The sequence below is a fragment of the Thermus sp. FJN-A genome, assembly GCF_054655095.1.
Genome location: NZ_BAAHSC010000174.1, coordinates 132,810 through 150,273, shown reverse-complemented (window position 1 = coordinate 150,273; position 17,464 = coordinate 132,810). Strand labels below are relative to the sequence as shown.

Annotated in this window: 14 protein-coding genes; 4 read left to right on the top strand and 10 right to left on the bottom strand. The window is 70.6% G+C overall.

Going from position 1 to position 17,464, the window contains the following annotated elements; translation table 11 throughout:
- Nucleotides 1–9: 9 nt before the first annotated feature.
- Nucleotides 10–681, top strand: coding sequence for a V-type ATP synthase subunit D (atpD, locus tag ACYQ0J_RS06310; RefSeq protein WP_460171322.1), 672 nt, complete (start codon nucleotides 10–12; stop codon nucleotides 679–681).
- Nucleotides 682–767: 86 nt separating this feature from the next.
- Here the strand turns inward: atpD and acnA are convergent, their stop codons facing one another.
- The 7 genes from acnA to ACYQ0J_RS06275 form a co-directional block, all read right to left on the bottom strand.
- Complete coding sequence (acnA, locus tag ACYQ0J_RS06305) at nucleotides 768–3,473, bottom strand: aconitate hydratase AcnA (RefSeq protein ID WP_460171321.1); 2,706 nt, start codon at nucleotides 3,471–3,473, stop codon at nucleotides 768–770.
- Between the two features lie 176 nt (nucleotides 3,474–3,649).
- Nucleotides 3,650–4,405 (bottom strand): alpha/beta hydrolase, encoded by a 756-nt coding sequence (locus ACYQ0J_RS06300; protein WP_460171320.1) that lies wholly within the window; start codon nucleotides 4,403–4,405, stop codon nucleotides 3,650–3,652.
- 3 nt (nucleotides 4,406–4,408) lie between these two features.
- Nucleotides 4,409–7,708, bottom strand: coding sequence for an efflux RND transporter permease subunit (locus ACYQ0J_RS06295; RefSeq protein WP_460171319.1), 3,300 nt, complete (start codon nucleotides 7,706–7,708; stop codon nucleotides 4,409–4,411).
- Nucleotides 7,705–8,886, bottom strand: a complete 1,182-nt coding sequence (locus ACYQ0J_RS06290) for an efflux RND transporter periplasmic adaptor subunit (protein WP_460171318.1) — start codon at nucleotides 8,884–8,886, stop codon at nucleotides 7,705–7,707. The genes ACYQ0J_RS06295 and ACYQ0J_RS06290 overlap by 4 nt, the downstream gene beginning before the upstream one ends.
- 2 nt (nucleotides 8,887–8,888) lie before the next feature.
- The gene (locus tag ACYQ0J_RS06285; protein WP_460171317.1) at nucleotides 8,889–9,854 is read right to left on the bottom strand and encodes a TolC family protein; all 966 of its coding nucleotides are present in this window, start codon (nucleotides 9,852–9,854) and stop codon (nucleotides 8,889–8,891) included.
- Nucleotides 9,851–11,119: a TolC family protein gene (locus ACYQ0J_RS06280; RefSeq protein ID WP_460171316.1), complete on the bottom strand. Its 1,269-nt coding sequence runs from the start codon at nucleotides 11,117–11,119 to the stop codon at nucleotides 9,851–9,853. The genes ACYQ0J_RS06285 and ACYQ0J_RS06280 overlap by 4 nt, the downstream gene beginning before the upstream one ends.
- Nucleotides 11,112–11,546 (bottom strand): MarR family winged helix-turn-helix transcriptional regulator, encoded by a 435-nt coding sequence (locus ACYQ0J_RS06275; RefSeq protein ID WP_460171315.1) that lies wholly within the window; start codon nucleotides 11,544–11,546, stop codon nucleotides 11,112–11,114. Before ACYQ0J_RS06275 ends, ACYQ0J_RS06280 begins: the two co-directional genes overlap by 8 nt.
- 81 nt (nucleotides 11,547–11,627) lie before the next feature.
- On the opposite strand from ACYQ0J_RS06275, the gene ACYQ0J_RS06270 reads away from it, so the two are divergent.
- Together ACYQ0J_RS06270 and cdd are read left to right on the top strand one after the other, a co-directional pair.
- Complete coding sequence (locus tag ACYQ0J_RS06270; RefSeq protein ID WP_460171314.1) at nucleotides 11,628–12,953, top strand: hemolysin family protein; 1,326 nt, start codon at nucleotides 11,628–11,630, stop codon at nucleotides 12,951–12,953.
- Nucleotides 12,940–13,320, top strand: coding sequence for a cytidine deaminase (gene cdd, locus ACYQ0J_RS06265; RefSeq protein ID WP_460171313.1), 381 nt, complete (start codon nucleotides 12,940–12,942; stop codon nucleotides 13,318–13,320). The genes ACYQ0J_RS06270 and cdd overlap by 14 nt, the downstream gene beginning before the upstream one ends.
- Here the strand turns inward: cdd and ACYQ0J_RS06260 are convergent.
- From ACYQ0J_RS06260 to ACYQ0J_RS06250, 3 genes are read right to left on the bottom strand one after another with little or no spacing between them, the layout of a single operon-like run.
- A complete protein-coding gene (locus tag ACYQ0J_RS06260) occupies nucleotides 13,317–13,994 on the bottom strand; it encodes a hypothetical protein (protein ID WP_460171312.1) in 678 nt (225 codons plus the stop codon). The genes cdd and ACYQ0J_RS06260 overlap by 4 nt on opposite strands.
- Nucleotides 13,982–14,833 (bottom strand): dihydrodipicolinate synthase family protein, encoded by an 852-nt coding sequence (locus tag ACYQ0J_RS06255; protein ID WP_460171500.1) that lies wholly within the window; start codon nucleotides 14,831–14,833, stop codon nucleotides 13,982–13,984. Before ACYQ0J_RS06255 ends, ACYQ0J_RS06260 begins: the two co-directional genes overlap by 13 nt.
- Nucleotides 14,833–16,770 carry a hypothetical protein gene (locus tag ACYQ0J_RS06250; RefSeq protein WP_460171311.1) on the bottom strand — a complete coding sequence of 646 codons (1,938 nt, stop codon included), beginning with the start codon at nucleotides 16,768–16,770 and terminating at the stop codon, nucleotides 14,833–14,835. The genes ACYQ0J_RS06255 and ACYQ0J_RS06250 overlap by 1 nt, the downstream gene beginning before the upstream one ends.
- Before the next feature lie 17 nt (nucleotides 16,771–16,787).
- Here ACYQ0J_RS06250 and sdaAB point away from each other — a divergent pair, with 17 nt between their 5' ends.
- Entirely contained in the window at nucleotides 16,788–17,450 is a 663-nt protein-coding gene (sdaAB, locus tag ACYQ0J_RS06245; protein WP_460171310.1) for an L-serine ammonia-lyase, iron-sulfur-dependent subunit beta, read from the top strand.
- Nucleotides 17,451–17,464 lie beyond the last annotated feature (14 nt).

Sequence of the window (17,464 nt, the reverse complement as noted above, 5' to 3'; positions counted from 1 at the left end):
GGAGGGTAGATGAGCCAAGTGAGCCCCACCCGGATGAACCTTCTGCAGAGGCGGGGGCAGCTCCGCCTGGCGCAGAAGGGGGTGGACCTCCTCAAGAAGAAGCGGGATGCCCTGGTGGCGGAGTTCTTCGGCCTGGTGCGGGAGGCCCTGGAGGCCAGGAAGGCCCTGAACCGGGCGGCCCAGGAGGCCTACGGGGCGCTCCTTTTGGCCCAGGCCTTTGACGGCCCCGCCAGCGTGGCCGCGGCCACCCTGGGCGTGCCCCCCCTGGAGGGGGTGGAGGCGGAGGTGGAGAACGTCTGGGGCAGCAAGGTGCCGAGGCTTAGGGCCACCTTCCCCAACGGGGTGGTCCTCTCCCCCGTGGGCACGCCCGCCTACACCCTCGAGGCCAGCCGGGCCTTCCGCCGCTACGCGGAGGCCTTGGTGCAGGTGGCCAACACCGAGACCCGCCTCAAGAAGATCGGCGAGGAGATCAAGAAGACCACCAGGCGGGTGAACGCCCTGGAGCAGGTGGTGATCCCCGGGATCCGTTCCCAGATCCGCTTCATCCAGCAGGTTTTGGAGCAAAGGGAGCGGGAGGACACCTTCCGCCTCAAGCGCATCAAGGGCAAGATCGAGGCCCGGGAGGCGGAGGCGGAAGGGGCCCGCCCTAACCCCAAGCTGGAGATCGGGGCCGGCCTTTAATGCCACCCCAGGCTGGCGTAGGCCAGCCTGGGGGCCCCGGTAAAAGGCCCCGCCGCGGGCTAGCCCGCGGCGGGGCCTCCTGGCTTTTACCGGGCCTTGGCCTCCTTTAGCATCTGGAGGAGCACGGTCTGGAGGATGCCCCCGTTTTTGTAGTAGTCCACCTCCACCGGGGTGTCCAGGCGGGCGATGGCCTGGAAGCGGACCTCGCTCCCGTCCTCCCTCCGCGCCACGACCTCCACGAGTTTCCTGGGCTCGAGGTCCTCTAGGCCCAGGATGTCGTAGACCTCGTACCCCGTGAGGCCCAGGGTCTCCCGGTTCTGCCCCGGCAGGAACTCCAGGGGAAGCACCCCCATCCCCACCAGGTTGGAGCGGTGGATGCGCTCGTAACTCTCCGCGAGCACCGCCTTGATGCCCAGGAGGTAGGTTCCCTTGGCGGCCCAGTCGCGGCTAGAGCCGGTCCCGTACTCCTTTCCCGCGATCACCAAAAGGGGCGTGCCCTCCGCCTTGTAGCGCATGGCGACGTTGTAGACGAAGTCCACGTCCCCCTCGGGGAGCTTCTTGGCGTACCCCCCCTCAATGCCCTCCAGCATGAGGTTCTTGATGCGGATGTTGGCGAAGGTGCCCCGCATCATCACCTCGTGGTTGCCCCGCCTCGAGCCGTAGGAGTTGAAGTCCTCGGGCTTCACCCCCTTGCCGATCAGGTACTGCCCGGCGGGGCTCTTCACGGGGATGGCCCCGGCGGGGGAGATGTGGTCCGTGGTCACCGAGTCCCCCAGGACGAGGAGCACCCGCGCCCCGCGGATGTCCCCCACCTTCCGCTCCCCCAGGTCCTCGAAGAAGGGGGGGTTCTGGATGTAGGTGCTCTCCGGGTCCCACCGGTAAAGCTCCCCGGTGGGGGCGGGCAGGGCCTGCCAGCGCTCGTCCCCCTCGAAGACCCGGCTGTACTCCTTCTTGAAGAGCTCGGGGTCCAGGGTCTTTTGGATGGCCTCCTGGATCTCCTTCATGGAGGGCCAGATGTCCTTGAGGTAGACGGGCTTGCCGTTGGGGTCAAAGCCCAGGGGCTCCGTGGTGAAGTCAATGTCCATCCGGCCCGCCAGGGCGTAGGCCACCACCAGCATGGGGCTTGCCAGGTAGTTGGCCTTCACGTGGGGGTTGATGCGCCCCTCGAAGTTGCGGTTGCCGGAGAGGACCGCCGCCACCACCAGGTCCCCCTCCTCCACGGCCTTGGCGATGTCCTCAGGGAGAGGCCCGGAGTTCCCGATGCAGGTGGTGCACCCGTAGCCCACCACGTGGAAGCGCAAGGCCTCGAGGAAGGGCATGAGCCCGCTCATCTCCAGGTAGTCCGTGACCACCTTGGAGCCCGGGGCCAGGGAGGTCTTCACCCAGGGCTTGGTGTCCAGGCCCGCCTCCACCGCCTTCTTGGCGAGGAGCCCCGCCCCCAGCATCACCGAGGGGTTGGAGGTGTTGGTGCAGCTGGTGATGGCGGCGATGACCACGGAGCCGTGGGCGAGCTCGAACTCCTCGTCCTGGCGCTTGACCAGCACCTTCCTCTGGAGCTGGTCCTCAGTAAGCCCGAAGCCCCGCTCCTTCACGGGCTTGGTGAGGTGGGCGAGGAAGCTCCGCTTGACCTCCTTAAGGGGCACCCGGTCCTGGGGGCGCTTGGGGCCCGCCAGGGAGGGCTCCACCGCGCTCAGGTCCAGCTCCAGGTGCTCGGAGTACCGCACCTTGGCCTCCGCCTCGGGGGTGCGGAAGAGGCCCACCGCCTTGGTGTAGGCCTCCACCAGCTGGACCAGGGCCTCGGGGCGGCCCGTCTGGCGGAGGTAGTTCAGGGTCTCCTCGTCCACGGGGAAGAAGCCCATGGTGGCCCCGTACTCGGGGGCCATGTTGGCGATGGTGGCCCGGTCGGCCAGGGAGAGCTTGGCCACCCCGGGGCCGTAGAACTCCACGAACTTGCCCACCACCCCGTGCTTGCGCAGGATCTCGGTGATGGTGAGGACGAGGTCCGTGGCCGTGGCCCCCTCGGGAAGCTCCCCGTAGAGCTTGAACCCCACCACCTTGGGGGCCAGCATGTAGTAGGGCTGGCCCAGCATCACCGCCTCGGCCTCAATGCCCCCCACCCCCCAGCCCAGCACCCCCAGGCCGTTCACCATGGTGGTGTGGCTGTCGGTGCCCACCAGGCTGTCGGGGAAGGCCAGGGTAAGCCCCTCCTCTTCCCTGGTCATCACCACCCGGGCCAGGTACTCCAGGTTCACCTGGTGGACGATGCCCGTACCCGGGGGCACCACCCGGAAGTTCTCCAGGGCCTCCTGGCCCCACTTGAGGAGGAGGTAGCGCTCCCGGTTCCTTTCGTATTCCTTCTCCACGTTGTAGAAGAAGGCGTAGGCGGTGCCGAAGGCGTCCACCTGCACCGAGTGGTCGATGACCAGATCGGCGGGCACCACGGGGTTGATGCGCCTGGGGTCCCCGCCCCGCTTGGCGATGGCCTCCCGCATGGCCGCCAGGTCCACCACCGCGGGCACCCCGGTGAAGTCCTGCAGGATGACCCGGGCGAGCTTCAGGGGCACGTTGATCTCCCCGGGCTCCGGTTGCCAGCGGGCCAGGGCCACGATGTCCTCCTGGGTCACCTGGTAGCCGTCCTCGTTTCGCAGGAGGCTTTCCAGCATCACCCGGATGGAGAAGGGGAGGCGGCTTACTTCCGCCAGGCCCTTCCGCTCAAGCTCCAGGAGGTCGTGGTAGGCGTAGGTGCCGCTTGGGGTTTCCAGGGTCTTTAGGGTCTGGAAGCTGTCCTTCATGTCCACTCCTTTCCCTTCCCCCGAGGGGCCAAGGGCTTAGGTTCGCTTGGGTTTTCTGGGGGAAGTGTTCCGAGGGGGGGCGCCCGCCCCGGCTTTACCCACTATAGCACTTTCCATGTCGGCTTGCCCTGGCATGGGCCCCGAAAGGGCGTGGGGCGAAAACGAGGCATTGGCGCTCAGGGGCGCAGGGCCTGGGGCAGGGGGGGCGTGTCCCAGCCCAGGCTTTCCAGGAAGAGGAGGACCTCCTCCGCGATCGCCCCCCACAGCCCCTCCCGCGGGCGGGTGGCGGGCTTGTCCCCCCGCTGGACCCCGTAGGCGCCGAAGCCCGCGTGGTTCAGGCCCTCCAGGAAGACCACCCGGGCGCCCTTGGGCAGGCGCTTCGCCTTGGCCCGGGCCTCCTTTGGGGGCAGGAGGCCGTCCTCCGTGCCGTAGAGGGCCAGGGTGGGGATGGCTTCCCCGGAGAGGTCCCCTTCGGGGTAGCCCGCGAAGAGGAGGAGGGGGAGCTTTTCCCGGGCCGCCACCTCCGCCGCCGCCACCCCGCCCAGGCTGTGCCCCCCCACCACCAGGGGGAGGTGGGGGTGGGCGGCCTTGGCCTCCAGGGCCCGCTCCTTGCCCAGGAGGGCGATGCCGGAGGGCACCTTGAGGAGAACCACCAGGTACCCCGCCTCCGCCACCCGGGCCAGGACGGGGGCGTAGGCCAAGGGCTCCACCCGGGCGCCGGGGTAGAAGGCCAGGAGGGCCTTGGGGGCCTGGGGGCGGAGCTCCACCCCGTAGGGGGTTTCCCTTACCTCGAGGCCCGACCGGGCCAGGACCTCCCGGGCCAGACCTTCCGCCTTGAGGGGCCTCAGGAAGTAATAGGCCGTGCCCACCACGGCCCCCGCCAGGGCCAAGGCCGCCACCAGGAAGAGGAGGAGGAGCTTCTTGGCGCTCATGCTTCACCTCAGCACGGGTTCCTTGACCCGCCGCCTCTCAAAGGTGTAAAAGGCCGCGGGCACCACGAAGAGGGTGAGGAGGGTGGAGGAGAGGAGCCCGCCCAGGATGATGACCCCGAGCGGCCTGCGGTACTCGGCCCCTTCCCCCGTGCCCAGGAGGAGGGGGAGGCTGATGATGAGCACGGTGAGCGTGGTCATGAGGATGGGCCTGAGCCTGAGCCGCGCCGCCTCCAGGAGGGCCTCCCTGAGGGGCCTCTCCCGCATGCGCTTCACCGCGAAGTCCAGGAGCAGGATGGCGTTCTTGGTGACCAGGCCGATGAGCATCACCACCCCTAAGACGCTGATCACGTCCAGGCCCGTGCCCAGGAGGTAGGTGAGCCAGAAGGCCCCCACCAGGGCCAGGGGCACGGGGAGGAGGAGGTAGAGGGGGTAGCGCCAGGCGTTGAACTGGCTGGCGATGACCAGGTAGTTGAGGACCAGGGCCAGGAGGAAGGCCAGGGGGGCCAGCCGGGCCAGCTCCCCCGTGAAGCTCCCAAGCCCCGTGGCCACGAGCTCCACCCCGTCCCCCAGGAGCCCCTTCTCCCTAAGCTCCCGCGTGAGCTCCTGCTGGATCTGGAAGGTTCCCGGGGCCTCGGGGCGGAGGTTGAGGTTGATCCCGGCGGCGTAGGCCTGGTTGCGGCGGGAGATCAGGGTGGGGCCGGGCTGCTCCACGAACCGCCCCAGGCTGGAAAGGGGCAGGAAGGCCTGGAGGGCGGGGGCGTAGACGGGGAGGGAGAGGAGGTCGCCTTCCCCCCCGAGGCGCAAGGGGTCGGCCTGGACCACCACGGGGAACTCCTCCCCGCCCCGCCTGGCGGTGGCGGCCTGGGCGCCGGAGAGGTAGAGCCTGAGGGTCTGGGCCACCTCCTGGGGGGTGAGGCCGGTGCCGGAAAGCCTCGTGGGGTCGGGGAGGAAGACCCTTTCCCGCTGGGTGGCCTCGAGGGTGCTCTTCACGTTCAGCACGTAGGGCTTTTCCCCGATGAGGGCGGTGATGGCCTCAACCCGCCCTTCCAGGAGGGCCCGGTCGGGGCTGGTGACGAAGAACTGCAGGTCGGCGTCCCCCGCCTCGGGGCCCGTCTGGGCCAGGACCCGGAGGTCGGCCCCGGGGAAGCCTTGGAGGGCCCGCTTCCCCTCCCGGTTGAAGACCTCGGTGAGGGCGAAGATGTCCTCCCGCTTCCCCTTGGGCTTGAGGACGATCTGGAGCTGGACCCGGGAGGGATCCCCCACCTGGGCGCCCCCGGTGGCGCTCGCCCCCACGGTGGTCACCACCCGTTCCACGGCGGGGTGGGCCAGGTAGTAGGCCTCCAGGGCCCGGGCCGCCCGGTCCGCCACCCCTAGGGGCGTGTCCTTGGGCAGGAGCAGGGTGGCCGTGAGCACCCCCGTGTCCGAGCGGGGGGTGAAGTTGAAGGGGATGCGGGGCAGGATGGGGAGGATGGAGAGGAAGGCCAGGCCCGCCAGGCCCAGGACCCACCCCGGGCGCGCCAGGGCGCCCGCCAGGCTTCGGGCGTAGGCCTCGGTGAGGCGGCCCATCCCCGCCTCCGCCAGGCGGTGGAGGAGGCGGGTGAGGGCCCCCGCCAGGTCCAGGGCAAAGCGGGCCAGGTAGCGGAGGAGGCCATAGGCCGCCGGGTAGAGGGGGAGGAGGAGCAGGTAAAGGGGTCCCTGGCGGTGGAGCCAGAAGGCCGTCCCCGCCCCCAAGAGGAGCCCCAAGGGGGTGCGGTACCCCGTGCGGTAGGCGAAGCGGAGGTCCTGGGGCAGAAGGCGGAGGGCCATGAGGGCCTCCTTGGGGCTTGGGGGCTCGGGGTCGGGGAAGTAGGCCAGGCGCACGGTGAGGAAGAGGAGGGCCTCCAGCCAGCTCACGGCGATGGCCGCCGCCATGCCCAGGCCGAACTGCTGGAAGATCTGGCCGATGAGGCCGGGGAGGAAGCTGATGGGCAAGAAGACGGCGAGGAGGCTTAGGGTAGCCGCCGCCACCGCCACGCTCACCTCGCTCGCCCCCTTCAGCACCGCCTCCTTCAAGCCCAGGCCCATCCGCCGGTACCGGTCGATGTTCTCCGCCACCACGATGGAGTCGTCCACCACGATGCCCACCGCCACGGTGAGGGCCAGGAGGCTGATGAGGTTGTAGGTGAAGCCCAGCACCCCGAAGAGGAGGATGGCCCCCGAGAGGGTGATGGGGATGGCGAGGATCACGGAGAAGACGGAGTTGAGCTTGCCCAGGAAGACGAGGACCACCAAGGAGACGGCCAAGGCGGCCAAAAAGGCCTCCCGCACCGTGTCCTCCACCGCGGCCCGGATGAAGCGGGTGGTGTCCAGGGCCACCTCAGCCCGGTACCCGGGAGGGAGGGGGATTTCCGCCAGGGCCCGCTTCACCCCGTCCGCCACGGCCACGGCGTTGGCGTCGGGGGTCTTGACCACCGCCAGGAGGACCGCGGGGCGGCCGTTCAGGCGGTTTAGGGTGGTGGGGGCCTCGGCCCCTTCCTCCACCCGGGCCACGTCCCGCACCCGGAGGCCCCGGGAGGGGTCCAGGAGGAGGTTCGCCACCTCTTCCGCCGTGGCGGGGGTGCTCCTCAGGGTGTAGACCAGGCGCTTCTCCCCCTCCTCCAGGTTCCCCAAGGGCAGGTTGAGGGCCGAGGCGGAGAGGGCCTGGACCACCTGAGGGGGAGCCACCCCCAGGGCCTGGAGGCGGCTTGGGTCCAGGTAGACTCGGATGGCCCGCCTGGGGGCCCCGGTGAGGCGGATCTCCGCCACCCCCGGGACCAGCTGCAGCCTGGGCTTCAGGGTGCGCTCCGCGTGGCGGAGCACCCGGGAGAGGTCCTCCCCCGGGGCCTCGAGGGCCAGGTACAGGATCGGGCTCGCCGAGGGGTCAAACTTCTGCACCACGGGGGCCGAGGCGTCCCTGGGCAGGTTTCCCCGGGCCGCCGCCACCTTCTGGCTCGCCTCCACCGCCGCCCGGTCCACGTCCACCCCCTGCTGGAACTGGACGAAGACCAGGCTGAAGCCCTCCGTGGAGCTGGAGCCCAGGGTGTCCACCCCGCTCAGGGTGGAGAGGGCGTCCTCCAGGGGCTTGGAGACCTGCTCCGCCACCTCCTCCGGGCCCGCCCCCGGGTAGCTGGTGGACACCGCGATCACCGGCACGCTGAACCGGGGGAGGAGCTCCACCCCGAGCCCCAGGCCCAGAAGGAGCCCCACCAGGACCAGGCCCACGAAGATGGCCGTGGCGAAGACGAAGCGCTCCACGAAGAAGGCCACCAAGGGGTTTTCCCTCACGGGAGCACCTCCACGGGGTCGCCGTCCCTAAGCCCTTCCGGCAGGGGGTAGATGACCCGGCTTCCCTCCGCCAGCCCTTCCACCACCGCCTGGCCCCCCTCCTGGGCTACCAGGCGCACCCGGGTTTCCCGGGCCCTACCCGCCTCCACCCGGTAGACCACGGCCTCGCCCTCCCGGGCCCGCACCGCCCCGGCGGGCAGGAGGAGGCCCTCGGCCACCCGCTCCGGGAAGCGCGCCTCCGCGGGGCCGGGCAGGAGGGCCCCCTGGGGTTCCAAGACCAGCTCCACCAGCCTTGTCTGGCCGGGGAGGTCGGTGCGGCGCAGGAGGCGGGCGGGGACCTCCTTACCGTTCTGCCGCAAGGTGAAGGGGGTGTCCGGGCCCAGGGCGCCCGCCTGGTCCGGGGGCAGGTGGAGCTTGGCCAGGAGGCGCTCGGTGGTGGCCAGGCGGAAGGCCCGGCTCCCCGTTCCCACGAACTCCCCCTCCCGCACGAAGACCTCCACCACCTCCCCGGCGAAGGGGGCCCGCACCACGCTCTCCTTCAGGTTCCGCTCCGCCTGGCGCACCTGCAGGCGGGCGGCCTCCACCTGGAGTTCCAAAAGCCTCAGGTCCTCGGCCCGCTCCAGCTGGGCCAGGGCCTCCTTTGCGTTTTTGTAGGCGCTCTCTGCCTGGCGGAGCTGGGCCTCGAGGCCCTTGAGGTCCAAGGGGGCGAGGGCCCCCACCTGGACCAGGGCCAGGCCCTCTTGGTAGCGCCTTTCCGCCGCCTCCAGCTGGGCCCGGGCCGCCTCCAGCTGGGCCAGGAGAACCCCCCGGTTCCCCGCCCGCTGGCGCCCCGCCCGCTCCAGGTTGGCCTCCGCCTGGCGCAGGTTGAGCCGGGCGGCCTCCAGGGCCTCCTGGAAGGGGGCGGGGTCCAGGAAGACCACCCCCTCCCCGGCCCGCACCCGGGTGCCCGCGGGCAGGGTCCGGACCACCCGGCCCGGGGCGGAGGCGGCCACCAGGCTGTCCTTTTCCGCCTGCAGGTTGGCCGAGGCCCGGGCCTCCCGCGCCAAGACCCCCCGCTGCGCCACCAGGGTGCGCACCTCCAGGGCCAGGGGCGTGGTCGGCTTGGCCGCGGGGGGCTCCGCCCGCTTGGGGGCGCAGGCCAGGAGGAGAAGGGGTAGGAGAAGGAGGGTCCAGCGCATGGTCACCTCGAGGCCATCAGGCCGTGGTAGGCCTTCAGGTAGGCGTGCTTGGCCTCTTCCAGGGCGAGCTCCGCCTGCAGGAGGGCGAGCTCCTGCTGCAGGAGGGAAAGCCGGCTCACGAGCCCAGCCTGGAAGCGTTTTTCCTCGGCGCGGAGGCGTTCCTGGGCCGCCCGGTAGGCCTCTTCCGCCGCCCTAACCCCCTGGAGGAGGGGGAGGAGTTGGCCGAGCCGGGCCTCGAGGCCCACCCTCAGGGAGCGCTCCAGGCCCTTGCGGTTCTCCTCCAGGCTCCGGATCTGGTCCTCCAGGGCCTCCATGTCCTTCTTGGCGGCGAAGGCCTCGTCCAGGAGCCCCCGCTGGAAGCGGAGAAGCTCCAGGGAGTGCCGGAGCTGGAGGAGGTCGGCGTGTTCGCTTAGGAGGGTTTCCACCACCTCCTGCCCGGGCGGGGGCGGGAGGTTCTGGACGCTTTCCGGCTCCCAGGGGCCTACCAGGTTGGCCAGGGCGGCCCGGGCGCTCTTCCTTCCCTGCCTTGCCGCCTCCAGGTTCTTCTCCGCCTCCCGGACCCGGCTCTGCGCCTCCAGGAGGTCCAGGCTGGTTCCCCCTCCGCCCTTCACCCGCACCTCCGCGGCCCGGAGGCCCAGCTCCGCCACCGCCAGGGCCTTCTCCGCCAGGGCCACCCGCAGGGAGGCCTCCCGGGCCTGGGCGTAGGCGGAGACGATGTCCAGCTCCGCCTGGGCCAGCGCCCGCCCGAGCCGGGCCTGGGCCAGGTCCCTGGCCTGCTTTGCCTGGAGCAGGGAAAGGGGGGTGCGCAAGGGGTCTTGCTCCAGGCGGGCCAGGTCCTTTTGCCGCGCCTCGTACTCCAGCTGGGCCGTGACCACCCCCACGGCCTCGGGGGCCCGCTTCAGGGCCTCGGGGAGGGGCTGGGCCAGGGCCGGGGTCAGGAGGATTAGGGCGAGCAGGGTCTTTTTCATGGGGCCACCTCCGGCAGAAGTTCGCCATAGAACTGGTAAAGCTCCATCAAGCGGTTCCTAAGGTCGTTTTCCCCTTGCAGGACGGCAAGCCTGGCCTGGAGCAGGGCCAGCTCCGCCTGGAGCAGGGCGAGGGGGCTTTCCAGGCCTAGCTCCAGGCGCCGCCTTACCTCCTCCAGGGCCATTTCCTGGGAGGCGAGGCGCAGGCGGGACAGCTCCAGGGCGGCTTTGGCGCTTTCCAGGCCCAGCCTCAGGCCGGCCTCCTGGAGGCGGGCCTGGGCCTCCGCCGCCCGCAGGGCGGCCTCTGCGCCCCGGCGCTGTGCCTCCGCCGCCTCGAGGGCCCCCCAAAGCCCGGGGGCAAGGGTGAGGGAAAGGGAAAGCCTCAGCTCCTCCCGGGCCCGGTAGCTCCCGGCCCCGGGGACCTGGGTGGGCAGGCGGGTCGGATCCTGGCGGGTGTAGGAGAGGGTGGGCTGTAAGGAGCGGCTGCCGAGGCTAAGAGCCAGGGTGTCGTTCCCGCTCGGGTAGAGGAGGTAGCTGGCCTGGAGCTCCGGCCAAAGGGCGCGGAGGGCGCTCTGGTAGGCCAGTTCCGCCTCCGCCTGGGCCAGCCGGGCCTCCTCCAGGGAAAGGGGGGTGGTGCCCTGGGGCGGGGGGATTTCGGGGAGGGGTTGCCTGGGGTCCACCAGGCCTTCCGCCGCCCTTTGGGCCAAGGCCACGCCCCGCTCGGCCTCCTCCAGGCGGTTTTGCGCCTCCCTCAGGGCCAGCTCCGCCTCCCGGAGCTCCCTGGGGTTGGCCTGGCGCCTCCTGGCGGCTTCCAGGGCCTTCTCCGCCAGCTCCAGCCCCTTTTCCGCCAGGGCCTTCCCCAGGAGGGCCTCTTGGTGGCGGCCGTGGGCGGCCACCGCCTGGGCCTGCAGGGCGGCGAGGGCCTTGCGGTAACCGAGCTCGGCCCGACGGTAGGCGATCCGGGCCCGTTCCACCCCGTGGGCGGTGTCCCCAAAGGGGAAGGGGGTGAGGACCAGGGACAGGGTGAGGCTCCCCCCGGTGCCGGGGAGGCCCTGGCACAGGGCCTCCGGGGTGCAGGTGTAGCCGAAGCGGGCGTAGTTCCCCTGGACGTTCAGGGCCAGGGGGGCGGTCTGGGCCAAGAGGGCCTTCTTGGCCGCCTCCAACAGGGCCTGGGCCTGCTGGGCCAGGGGGTGGTGGCGCACGGGGTCCAGGGCGCCTTGGGCCAGGGCCGGGAGCAGGAGGAGGCCTAGGGCCAAGAGCCTAACCACGCTCCACCTCCGTGAGCTTCCTGAGGAGGTCGCGAAAGCGCAGGAGCTCCTCCGGGGAGAGCCGGGCCAGGTGCTGGCCGTAGGCCCGGAGCCAGGCCTCCTGCAGGCGCCTTTGCACGGCCTCTCCCTTCTCCGTGAGCCGGAGGAGGACCCTGCGGCGGTCTTCCGGGTCGGGGTGGCGCCATAGGAGCCCCGCCTCCTCCAGGGAGGACAGGAGGTGGGACACCTGGGAGGGCAGGACCTCCAGGTGCTCCGCCAGGCGGGAGGGCAGGTGGACCCCTTCCCTCACCAGCCGGAGGACCTCGGCCTGGAGGGGGGAGAGGCCCTCCTGGGCGAACACCTCCTTGGCCCGGGCCAGGAGGAGGCGCATGAGGGTGTAGCCCAGCCGGGACAGCTCTTCCACCAGGGGGAGGGGGGGACCGTTCATATGCCTCAACTATACAGAAGTGTAAAACAAATTGTGAAGGCTCGGCCACAGGCCGCATGGTGTAAAATGGCGGAAGGTGATATGGACAGACCTCCAAGTCGGTGGCTCTTCCTCCTGCCCTTCGGCTCCCTAGCCCTGGCCCAGTCCCAAGCCCCAAGCCCCGGGGACGTTTTTGTTCTGGTCCTCCTCCTCGCCCTCTCGGCCTTCTTCTCCGCCAGCGAGACCGCCTTCACCACCCTTTACCCGTGGAAGGTGCGGGAGCTGGCCGAGACGCAAGGGGGGCCCTTCCGCCTCCTCGCTCAGGACATCACCCGCTTCCTCACCACCATCCTGGTGGGCAACAACCTGGTGAACATCGCCGCCACCGCCCTGGTCACGGAGCTCGCCACCCGGGCCTTTGGCTCCGCGGGGGTGGGGGTGGCCACCGGGGTCATGACCTTCTTGGTCCTCTTCTTCGGGGAGATCACCCCGAAGTCCGTGGCGGTGCACCACGCGGTGGCCCTGGCCCGGGTGGCGGCCTGGCCCATCTACCTCCTCTCCGTCCTCCTCTACCCCGTGGGGCGCTTCTTCAGCCTGGTCTCGGGCCTCCTCTTGAGGCTGGTCTCCCTGGAGCCCCGGAACACCCCCCTGGTCTCCGAGCGCGAGCTCAAGCTCATCCTGGCGGGGGCGGAGGAGTCGGGGACCATCGAGGCCCAGGAGGAGGAGATGATCCACTCCATCCTGGAGCTGGAGGAGACCCCGGTGCGGGAGATCATGACCCCTAGGGTGGAGGTGGTGGCCATCGAGGCCGAGGCCACCCTGGAGGACTTCCTCCACCTCTTCCGCGAGCACCGCTACAGCCGGGTGCCCGTGTACCGGGAGAGCGTGGACCACATCGTGGGCGTGGCCTACGCCAAGGACCTCCTGGACTACTACTGCGAGGAGGACTTGAAGGGGCGCACCGTGGCCTCCATCGCCCATCCCCCCTACTTCGTGCCCGAGAACATGGACGCCTGGAGCCTCCTCCGGGAGCTCCGGCGCCGCAAGGTGCACATGGCCATCGTGGTGGACGAGTTCGGGGGCACGGCGGGCCTCGTCACCCTGGAGGACGTGATGGAGGAGATCGTGGGGGAGATCTACGACGAGACGGACGAGCCGGAGGACGCGGCCATCCGGCGCCTCCCCGATGGCTCCCTCTCCATCCAGGCCCAGACCCCCGTGGACGAGGTCTCCGAGGCCTTGGGGGTGGAGCTCCCCGAGGGGGAGTACGATACCCTCTCGGGCTTCCTCTACGAGCAGTTCGGGCGCATTCCCGGCGTGGGGGAGAGCACGGAGTGGAACGGGTTCCGCTTCGTGGTGGAGAGCGCAGACCAAAGGCGCATAGAAAGGGTGCGGGTGGAGAGGCTCGTGCAGCATGGAGAAGCTTAGGGAAATCCTGAAGGCGCACGTGGAGCGGGCCTACGCCCCCTACTCCCGGTTTCCCGTGGTGGCCCTGGTGGAGGCGGAGGGGGAGGCCTTCTTAGGGGTGAACGTGGAGAACGCCTCCTTTCCCCTCTCCCAGTGCGCGGAGCGCAACGCGGTGGCGGCCATGGTCCTGGCGGGCAAGCGGCGGATAGACCGGGTCCATATCTATAGCCCAAAGGGGCCCATCCCCCCCTGCGGGGGGTGCCGCCAGGTGCTCTTTGAGTTCGGGGGCGCGGGGGTGGAGGTCTTCCTCCACGGGCCCGAGGGGTACGAGGTGAAAACCCTGGGGGAGCTCCTCCCCTGGGGGTTTTCCCTCCAGGAGGGCGCTTAGAGGGGAAGGACCAGGCTCTGGCGCAGGAACCCCGGAACCTCCAGGGTGAGCTCCAGCCGCCCCCCTCCCCGCTCCAGGCCCGGGCGGAAGCCCACCACCTGGAGCCGCCCCTCCCCCTTGGCGGGGAGCTCGGCCTGGATTCCGAAGCTCTGGCCCATCAGGACAAGCCTTCCCTCCACCCGGAGGGGCAGGGGGTTGGGGTTTTCCAGGAAGAAGTTCACCCCGGCCCGGCGCACCCTTGGGGGTTCCAAGGGGAAGGCGAGGCGGGTTCGGAAGAAGGTGAGGCTCTGGCCCAAGGTGCGCCCCTCCAGGACCACCTCCACCCCCTCCCGGGAGAGCAGGGCCTGGGCGGTGGCCAGGGCCTCCTGGGGGGTGAGCCGCACCGGGAGGATCTCCTCCTTCCGCCCCGGGGGAAGGCTTAAGTCCAAGGGCACCGTCACCTCCCCGAGCCTTAACCGGGTGCCGAAGGTGGCGAGGGGCAGGGGGAAGGGGTTCGGGTTTTGGAACTCCACCCTGAGGCCCAGGAGCAGGGCCGGACCTGGGGCAAGCTCCAGGCCCCGGATCTCCGCTCCCAGGAAGCGGGCCTCGGGGGGGAGGGCCCTTGGGGCGCAGGCGGAAAGGACGAGAAGGCCCAGCCAAAAGGCGGGCTTCAGGGCACGGGCTACAGGATCCATCCTTCCTCCTTAAGGCGTTCCAGCACGGGGCGGAAGCTCTCCCAGAGGGGGCTTTCCGCCGGGTAGGGGGGGCGGGGGAAGCCCGCGGGGAGGCCCAGGTGCCGCAGGGCCTGCTTCAGGAGGGGCACCCCGCCCTTGGCCAGGAGGTCCCCCAGGGGGAAGAGCCTTTTCTGGAGGGCCTGGGCCTCCCCCAGATGCCCCTGGCGGAAAGCCTCCAGGAGGGCCCGGTAGGCCCTCGGGGCCAGGTTGGCCGCGGCCAGGATCCCTCCCTCCGCCCCCAGGGCCAAGGCGGCGAGGAAGGTGGGGGCGTGGCCGGTATAGACCCGGAAAGCCCCAAGGCGGGCCTGGTAGAAGGCGAGGCGGCTTAGGTCGCCGCTTGAGTCCTTGATGCCCAGGACCTGGGGGTGCTGGGCCAGGGCCTCCACCGCGGGCAGGGGCAGGTCCACCTTGGTGTTCTGGGGGACGTGGTACAGGAAGAGGGGCATCCTTTCCGCCAGGGCGCGGTAGTAGGCGAGAAGGCCTTCCCCCAAGGAGGCGTGGTAGTAGCGGGGAGGGGTGGCCAGCACCGCCATGGCCCCCACCTCCTTGGCCTCCCAGAGCGACCTTTCCGCCTGGGGCAGGGTTTCCTCCATGAGGCCCACCAGGAAGGGCTTCCGGGGCCTGAGGGCCCTGAGGCCTTTGGCCCTTTCCTCCGGGGTGAGGTGGACGCCCTCGCCGTTGGAGCCGTAGACGAGGAGCCCGTCCACCAAGGGCTCCAAGGCCTCGGCCAGCTCTCGGAAGGCCGCGGTGTCCAGGCGGCCTTCCCGGTCAAAGGGGGTGGGGATGGGGGGTAGAAGGATCATAGGGGCCTCCGCAGGTTCAAGACTAAACCCAAGAGGTGGGCGGCGTAGGCCAGGATAAGAAGGCCCGGGCCCCGGCCCTCGAGGAGGGCCAGGAGGCCGTAAGCGGCGAGGAGGAGGAGGACGAGGCCCAGGCCCGCGGAGAAGCTCAAGCTTCCGGGCACCAGAACCCGGAGCGCCAGGGCCCAGGTGAGGGGTATGGCGGCCCGCCTGCGCGGCAGGAAGAAGGCCAGGAGGTGGTAGAGGAAGAGGAGGAAGAGGCCCAGAAAGGCCCAAGCCCTCGCCCCTGGGGGAAGCGGGGTGGAAAGGCGCAAAAACCCCCGCAAGGGGTCTTCCAGGAAGCCCCGGAGTTCCACCTGCAGGAGGGCCAGGTACAGGGTGCGGACGCTGGGGCCAGGCTCCCGGGCGCCCCAGGGGTCCTGCCCCAGGTCCAGGGCGCTCCGTATGGGGCCTTCCAGGGGTGCCCGCCGGTAGGCCTCGGCCAGGGAGGCCTCGTCGCCCCGGAGGGCCAGGGCGAAGGGCCAAGGGGCTTGGGCCAAGAGGCCGGAGGCCTCCTTGGGAGCTTCTGTCAGAAGGGCGTAGCCCAAAAGGCCCTTCCCCAGAGGGATGGGGGGGAGGGTGCGGAGCCAGTCCTGGGCGGCCTGGGTGCGCAAGGTGCCCCGGTCTAAGGGAGGGGCCCAGAGGCTACGCCTCACCTCCTGGTCCAGGCCGTGGAGGAGGAGGCCCGCTCCCAGGGCCAGGAGGAGGAGGAGGGCCAGGACCCGTTCTCCCAGGCTGGCGTAGGCCAGGTGCAGGTGTCTGAGGCGGAGGAGGGGATGGCGGAGGAAGCCCCCCAGGTACCCGCCGATGGCCCTGAGGTCGCGGAGCTGGGCGGGGAGGTAAAGGAGGAAGAGGTAGAGCATGAGGGCCAAATAGGCCAGGCCCAGGGTCTGGAGGGCGGGGACCAGGGGGGTGGGGTCGGGGGGAAGCCAGGCGCGAAGCCAGGCCTCCGCCTCAAGGAAGCGCAGGGCCTGGGCGGGCTTGCCCTGGGCCTCCAGGTGCTCCGCGGTCTCCTGGAAAAAGGTCAAGGAGCCTGGGAAGAGGGGGGTGTACTGCAAGAGGGCCTGGGCCAAGCGTAGGGCCTGCTCGGGGTTCTCGGTGCGCAGGCGGCGGGAGGCCGCCGCCATCCGGGCCACCCCGGCCTGGCCATAGAAGAGCTCGGGCCGGTGCTGGCGGGCCTTCAGGTCCTGGCCGTAGGCCTCCAGGTCCTCGGGCTGCAAGGAGGCCGGGTCCTGGGTCCAGTAGACGAAGTAGGGCCAGGGCTTGGGCGGCTTCAGCGCTTCCACTAGGCTTCCCAAGGCCTCTAGGTCCTCCTCCTTGCCCTCAAAGGGCACGGGCGGAAAGGGGATGGGCAGGACCCAGTCCCCCTCCAGCAGGGCCTCCGGGCCTGGCCGCAGGGCCAGGATGCGGGCGGGGGCGAAGTGGAAGCGCATCCCTTCTCCCCGGAGGTCGGTCTCCAGCACCAGGAGCCCCTGGGCCACGTAGACCCGCTCCCCCTGCACCACGGGCCCCAGCCAGGGACCCGGGGGCAGGGGTAAGACCCTCCCTGGGAGCTTTAGGCCCTCTTGGGTGAGTTCGGGGGCCGCGGCGGGCAGGGCCAGGAACCGGCCCTCCAGGGTGCCTGAGGGCAGGCTTAAGCGCACCCGGTACTCCCCCGGGGCCTCCGGGGTGAAGGGGAGGCGGAAGGCCTTTTCCCTCACCTCCACCTCCCGGGTTTCCACTCCCCCAGGGCCTTCCACCTGGAGGGGAAAGCGGCCTTCGGGCAGGTCCCGGCCCTCCAGGATCACGGTCTCCCCCGCGGGGACCCGCTCGGGGAGCAGGAGGCTTTGGCCTAGGGCCGGGAGGCCGGGGAGGAAGGCGCCCACGCCCAGGAGGGCCCGAGCCAAGAACCCACGCATGGCGCTATTCTACTAGCATGGGGCTTTTGGACATGATCGGGCCCGTGATGGTGGGGCCCTCCTCCAGCCACACCGCCGGGGCGTGCCGCCTGGCCCTCCTGGCCCGCCACCTCCTGGGGGAAAAGCCCAGGCGGGTGGAGTTTGGCCTGCACGGCTCCTTCGCCAAGACCGGAAGGGGGCACGGTACCCACCTGGCCTTGGCGGCGGGCATCTTGGGGCTCACGCCCGACGACGAGCGGCTGAAGGAGAGCCTGGAGCTGGCGAAGCAAGAGGGGGTGGAGGTGGTCTTCAAGGAGGTGGAGCTCGGGGACGTCCACCCCAACACGGTGCGCATGGTGCTGGAAGGGGAGCGGGAGCGCCTGGTGGTCACGGGGAGCTCCCTGGGCGGGGGGCTCGTGCGGGTCTTTGACGTGGACGGGTTTGAGGTGCGCATCACCGGCTCCGCCCCCACCCTGGTCATCCGCAACGTGGACACCCCGGGGGTGGTGGCCCGGGTGGCCCGCATCCTGGCGGACGACGACGTGAACATCGCCTACCTCACCGTGAGCCGCAAGAAGCGGGGCGGGGAGGCCATGATGAGCCTGGAGGTGGACCGCCCCCTCTCCCAGGTGCCCCTGGGCTACCTGGAGTACCTCTCCTACATCCTCTGGGTGCGGCAGATCCCCCCGGTGATGGAGTGAGGACCCCCAGCCTT

What these genes read in the sequence shown, in the direction of transcription:
- atpD (WP_460171322.1), top strand. Translation starts at nt 10, where the DNA reads ATGAGCCAAGTGAGCCCCACCCGGATGAACCTTCTGCAGAGGCGGGGG.
- acnA (WP_460171321.1), bottom strand. Translation starts at nt 3,473, where the DNA reads ATGAAGGACAGCTTCCAGACCCTAAAGACCCTGGAAACCCCAAGCGGC.
- ACYQ0J_RS06300 (WP_460171320.1), bottom strand. Translation starts at nt 4,405, where the DNA reads ATGAGCGCCAAGAAGCTCCTCCTCCTCTTCCTGGTGGCGGCCTTGGCC.
- ACYQ0J_RS06290 (WP_460171318.1), bottom strand. Translation starts at nt 8,886, where the DNA reads ATGCGCTGGACCCTCCTTCTCCTACCCCTTCTCCTCCTGGCCTGCGCC.
- ACYQ0J_RS06285 (WP_460171317.1), bottom strand. Translation starts at nt 9,854, where the DNA reads ATGAAAAAGACCCTGCTCGCCCTAATCCTCCTGACCCCGGCCCTGGCC.
- ACYQ0J_RS06275 (WP_460171315.1), bottom strand. Translation starts at nt 11,546, where the DNA reads ATGAACGGTCCCCCCCTCCCCCTGGTGGAAGAGCTGTCCCGGCTGGGC.
- ACYQ0J_RS06270 (WP_460171314.1), top strand. Translation starts at nt 11,628, where the DNA reads ATGGACAGACCTCCAAGTCGGTGGCTCTTCCTCCTGCCCTTCGGCTCC.
- cdd (WP_460171313.1), top strand. Translation starts at nt 12,940, where the DNA reads ATGGAGAAGCTTAGGGAAATCCTGAAGGCGCACGTGGAGCGGGCCTAC.
- ACYQ0J_RS06260 (WP_460171312.1), bottom strand. Translation starts at nt 13,994, where the DNA reads ATGGATCCTGTAGCCCGTGCCCTGAAGCCCGCCTTTTGGCTGGGCCTT.
- ACYQ0J_RS06250 (WP_460171311.1), bottom strand. Translation starts at nt 16,770, where the DNA reads ATGCGTGGGTTCTTGGCTCGGGCCCTCCTGGGCGTGGGCGCCTTCCTC.
- sdaAB (WP_460171310.1), top strand. Translation starts at nt 16,788, where the DNA reads ATGGGGCTTTTGGACATGATCGGGCCCGTGATGGTGGGGCCCTCCTCC.